Source organism: Winogradskyella sp., assembly GCF_016744625.1.
Lineage (GTDB): Bacteria > Bacteroidota > Bacteroidia > Flavobacteriales > Flavobacteriaceae > Winogradskyella.
Genome location: NZ_JADGDZ010000143.1, coordinates 1 through 5,017 on the forward strand (window position 1 = coordinate 1; position 5,017 = coordinate 5,017).

General features: G+C 32.6%; 5 protein-coding genes. 3 read left to right on the plus strand and 2 right to left on the minus strand.

What is annotated here, in order from left to right; genetic code table 11:
* The first annotated feature begins 381 nt into the window (after positions 1–381).
* Both QZZ53_RS16805 and QZZ53_RS16810 read left to right on the plus strand, forming a co-directional pair.
* Complete coding sequence (locus QZZ53_RS16805) at positions 382–594, plus strand: hypothetical protein (protein ID WP_296386858.1); 213 nt, start codon at positions 382–384, stop codon at positions 592–594.
* Positions 584–1,141, plus strand: a complete 558-nt coding sequence (locus tag QZZ53_RS16810; RefSeq protein ID WP_296386860.1) for a Smr/MutS family protein — start codon at positions 584–586, stop codon at positions 1,139–1,141. The genes QZZ53_RS16805 and QZZ53_RS16810 overlap by 11 nt, the downstream gene beginning before the upstream one ends.
* Positions 1,142–1,143: 2 nt before the next feature.
* Here QZZ53_RS16810 and QZZ53_RS16815 read toward each other — a convergent pair whose 3' ends face one another.
* Complete coding sequence (locus tag QZZ53_RS16815; protein WP_296386862.1) at positions 1,144–2,064, minus strand: hypothetical protein; 921 nt, start codon at positions 2,062–2,064, stop codon at positions 1,144–1,146.
* Between the two features lie 89 nt (positions 2,065–2,153).
* Here QZZ53_RS16815 and QZZ53_RS16820 point away from each other — a divergent pair, with 89 nt between their 5' ends.
* Positions 2,154–3,302: a cysteine desulfurase family protein gene (locus QZZ53_RS16820; protein WP_296386864.1), complete on the plus strand. Its 1,149-nt coding sequence runs from the start codon at positions 2,154–2,156 to the stop codon at positions 3,300–3,302.
* Between the two features lie 31 nt (positions 3,303–3,333).
* Here QZZ53_RS16820 and QZZ53_RS16825 read toward each other — a convergent pair.
* Positions 3,334–5,017 (minus strand): T9SS type A sorting domain-containing protein (locus QZZ53_RS16825; protein ID WP_296386866.1); only part of this gene is annotated, 1,684 nt, incomplete at its 5' end.

The window sequence follows — 5,017 nt, forward strand, 5'->3', positions numbered from 1 at the left end:
TAAAAACCGATCTGCATTTTCCTTTAGCTCATCTTTAGAGGTATAAGGAATCTTTTTATAATCATCAAAATCATGAATGTCTTTCACTTCTATTCCATTTGTAAATAATAGCATAATGCGAAAATAAAGATTTTTTTGAAACGAAGTCTTATCTAAACAAATGTATAAAGCTGACTCTATTCTTTTTATTTATGCATTAAGAGAAAAAACAAAATCTGTATTTTAGATTCCCGATTTTTCGGGAATGACAATTTTAATGGAAACCTCAAGGTAAAGTCTTAAGGAATTATTTTTCGATTAAGGATTTGCTAAATACTTTTATAATAACACTTATAAATTATTGTAAACCGTATTTTTGTAATTCATATTAATCTTTTATCGATGAATATATCAAGAATTATAAATTTCATATGCATTATTGCTGGTGGTTTAGTGGCTTTATACGCACAAGCACAAGAACAGCAAAATACTTATTTGTTAATGGGAGGAATTGTATTGCTAATGATTGGTATTTATAGAACGTCACGGAATATTCCAAGTAAGTATGATAAGCAAGAAGAAGAGACTTTTATAGAAACTGAAGATGAAGATTAAAGTTGGTGATAAAGTCGAAACGATTGATGATGCTATTTTTGGAGTGGTAACTAAAATTTCTGGTACAGCAATTACAATTAAAGATTCTGATGGTTTTGAATTTCAATTTGAAGCCAATGAATTAATGTTGACTACAAATGAAAATACTATTGAAAACGCCATTTATGATTCTGATTTAGAAGCTGTAAAACGAGAAAAAGAAGTCAAGAAGAGAACGTTTATACCAGCTGTAAAACCAAAAGAGCGTCATGCTCCAAAGTTTGAAGTAGATTTACACATTCACCATTTAACTGAGTCCACAAGAAACATGACTAATTACGACATGCTAAATCTACAGTTAAATACAGCTAGACGTCAATTAGAGTTTGCTATTAGAAAGCGAATTCCAAAAATTGTATTTATACATGGAGTAGGAGAAGGAGTTCTTCGGCAAGAATTAGAAACGCTGTTTGGTCGTTATAACAATGTTAAGTTTTATGATGCAGATTATAAAACCTATGGCTTAGGTGCTACTGAGGTTAGAGTTTTTCAGAATGTAGAGTCTTAGTCTTATTCCTGATAATCCGTTATTGTAGTAGTTAATATTCCAAATTCAACTAAAGTTGTTCTTAAAATTTCTAAATCTACATCTCTTATAATAAAACTTGTAGTTATTGTTCTAGTATACTTATTGTCATCTGTAAATCCAGGATTTGCATACATAGTCATCTCTAAAGTATTTAAATAGTGAGATACTAAATCACCGTCTGGATTAGTGTTTTGGTCATTTCTAGGGTTTTGATCACCATCTTCATCTTCTTCTATTGTAGGAGTGAGATCTCCATCATCATCTTCATCTAAATAATCTGGATTTCCATCTCCATCTGTATCTAACGGATTTGTCGTTGGATCGTTATCTCCATCTGCATTAGTATCATCTAGCTCAAATTCAGTCTTTACATTATCATTATCATCGTCTTCATCTAAATAATCAGCAATACCATCATTATCCCAATCTTGTGCGTCAGAAAAATCCCCATCTCCATTTGGATCTCTTCCTTCTAAATCAGAAGGAATACCGTCTCCATCATCATCTTCGATAGTTACAGTGACTTCTACAGTACCTGTGGTTGCTTCATAACTCTCAACAATATTTAAGTCAGCAGGAGGAATAACATCGCATAATTCGTCAGTAGCTATAGCTCTATTATAAGTCCTATAAATAAATCGTGTGTTAGAACTCATGAGTAGTACTGTAGGACTACCAACCGTTGTAGGTTCAGTAAAAAGTAATTCATTATCAGTATTTCTTTCAATAATAAGTGATAGAGATTCATTTGGATCTTCTCTTGTATCATAAATCAAATAAGATTCATTATCGTTCTCACAACGCTCTAATTCTTGATCAAAGGCAAGCTCAACAGTAAGAATATCACCATCATCACAGGCAGTTAAAAAAACGAAACAAAAGATTATATAAAAATAACGCATAAAGAATTCAATTTTGAACAAAAATAAAGGATTTGTAAAATTATAACGCTCCATTATCTAAATAATTTTATTTGCGATATTTTTGCAGTATGAAAGCAGTATATTTAGATAACGCAGCAACCACAGCTTTGCGACCAGAAGTAATAGATTGTATGACACAAGTTTTACAAGATAGTTATGGAAATGCATCATCTACACATAGTTTTGGGCGCTCTTCTAAAGCTCTTTTAGAACAATGCCGTAAGAACATTGCGAGTCATTTTAATGTCTCTGCTTCAGAGATTGTATTTACCTCTGGTGGCACTGAAGCAGATAATTTAGCTTTAAGAAGTGTTGTTAGGGATTTAGGAGTTACAGAAATTATTACCTCTAGGATTGAGCATCATGCTGTATTACATACTGCGGAGCAATTAGAGAAAGAATATAATGTAGCCATAAAATATGTTGATTTAGATGATTGTGGTCTAATAGACTATAAGCATTTAGAGCAATTATTAAAATCTAGCAATAAAGCTGTAGTAAGCCTAATGCATATTAATAATGAGGTTGGTAATATTTTAGATATTAGACGTGTTGCAAAGCTTTGTAAAGCCAATAATGCTTTGTTTCATAGTGATATGGTTCAATCCATAGGTCATTATAAATTAGATTTAGAAGAAGTTTCTATTGATTTTTTGGCTGCTAGTGCTCATAAATTTCATGGTCCAAAAGGAGTAGGGTTTTGTTTTGTCAGAAAAGAATCGGGTTTAAAACCTTTAATTTTTGGTGGTGAGCAGGAGAGAGGTTATCGCGCTGGTACAGAATCTACACACAATATTGTTGGTATGGATGAAGCACTAAAAATGGCTTATTCTAATCTAGATACTGAGAAAAAATATGTTTCAGATTTGAAGACGTATTTCATTCAACAACTAAAAGCAAATCTACCTGAAGTCCATTTTAATGGTGGCTGTGAAGATTTAGTAAATAGCACTTATACTCTAGTAAATGTTTGTTTACCTATTGTACCAGAAAAAGCACCAATGTTACAGTTTCAACTCGATTTAAAAGGTATTGCTTGTTCAAAAGGAAGTGCTTGCCAGAGTGGAAGCAATCAACAATCACATGTACTTACTGCTATTTTAGATGAAAATCACTTAAAAAGACCATCTGTACGTTTCTCCTTTAGTATTTTTAATACCAAAGAAGAATTAGATTATGTCATTACTGTATTAAAGGAATTTGCTATATCAAACTAATTATAGGCTTTGTTTTAATGCTTACTAGATATTAGTTCTTAACAATAATCTTTTGAGATTTAACTGAGTTTGTCTTAGATTTTACACTTACGACATATACAGCATCACTTAAATCTACTGTAGAAAGTTCATAACGATTTAAAATACTATCATAGCTAGTACTTAAAACACGTTTACCTGCAACATCAAAAACCTCAATAGATGAAACATCTAAATTCTTTGGGTTAAGTACCTCAAGTTGATGGACACCATTATTTTGGTGTATGGTTAATGTGTTAAAATCAAGTGTTTTAATATCTAAAGCGTTATCAGGTGTAAATACAATTTCAAATCGATCTGTATAATTACCTGGTTCTACGTTAAGGTCGTAATCTTGATTTCTTAAATTAACATAGATGTCATTTTCAATATCATGAATGTAGATTCCTTGAGACTCTTCAAAATTCTGAATATCAAAAATTCTAAAACGTAATGGTTGTTGTTGTTCAATATCAATAACTAGTGGAATTTTTAATGCTTCAGCGAAAGGATAGGCTTGACCTGAATAGGCTTTTTCATCTAGGCTAAAATATGCGTCAGAATCATAATTATCGGAACGACCTAATTCTAATCCGTAGTCAAAACCTGCTGTAGCTGTATCGTGAAAATTTAAAACAACTTGTCTTGTGTATTGAGATTCGTTGACTGTAAAATCTACATTGATTCTAAAACGTTTAAAATCATCTGGAACTAAGTTGAGACCGTTTTCTTGATAGTCAACACCAGGATTATTTCTAAAGAAATAACTATCTGCACCCTCTTTTTCATAAACACGATGTGCATTTTTAGCTCTTACTATACCAGAAGTTCCAGGACGTCCCTCGACCATAAAGCCTTGCCCAATTGGGATATAACGTCTTCCTGTTTTTGTGCCAACAGCTGGTGGACCTGGAGGAAGAGCATATATATTATCTTGTTCATCGTATGTAAAAAAGGCTGCTGGAGCCGTTGTAATCACTGTGCCAGTAGCATCTATAGTAAATTCTGAATAACCTCCGACATAGGCCTGTAAAACGTGAGTGCTTCCAGTTTGCTCCCAATAATATAAAGTACCATCTATTGCAGCTTGGTTTTGCGTATCGTGAATAAACTCTCTTGAATCTATAGCACTAGGATATGGGTTACCTACTAAAGTGAAATCACCATCTGAAACAGGATTAGACATAGTTCCATTATTTGGTTTGCCTCTAAAGTCATAATCTGTACTGCCAGTTATGCCAGTTCCTGTACCTTTCATAGTAAATCCAAGACCAGGATCAACATCTCCAACATCTCCTGCAAAAATCCAATCAGCATAAGCACTTGAAGATACGTAAGTCCATAGCCAACGAGTTGATATTGTTAGTGGACTTGCAGATCCGTTATATCCAGAAATAAATGAACTATTATTACTATCAATAAGGCTTGCCGTACCCAAAAGTGGATCATCTAATTGATTAATCCTAAAATCGTTATTTATAAAATTATCGGTTAGTATTCCACCAACTGGAGAACACCAATAATTATAATTATATTGATTAACAGTTCCATCTTGATAAACACTGAGTTCACCAATACCTGAGTTACCCGTTGTACCAGTACCTTGTATAAGTTGAGATTCGTCTCTTAAATAAATTTTGGCTGTAGCTTCTTCTATGTTAACATCATCAGTAACAAAAAGTACCTGATCTTTTACA

Coding starts and splice junctions, on each gene's coding strand:
- QZZ53_RS16805 (WP_296386858.1), top strand. CDS start 382: ATGAATATATCAAGAATTATAAATTTCATATGCATTATTGCTGGTGGT.
- QZZ53_RS16810 (WP_296386860.1), top strand. CDS start 584: ATGAAGATTAAAGTTGGTGATAAAGTCGAAACGATTGATGATGCTATT.
- QZZ53_RS16815 (WP_296386862.1), bottom strand. CDS start 2,064: ATGCGTTATTTTTATATAATCTTTTGTTTCGTTTTTTTAACTGCCTGT.
- QZZ53_RS16820 (WP_296386864.1), top strand. CDS start 2,154: ATGAAAGCAGTATATTTAGATAACGCAGCAACCACAGCTTTGCGACCA.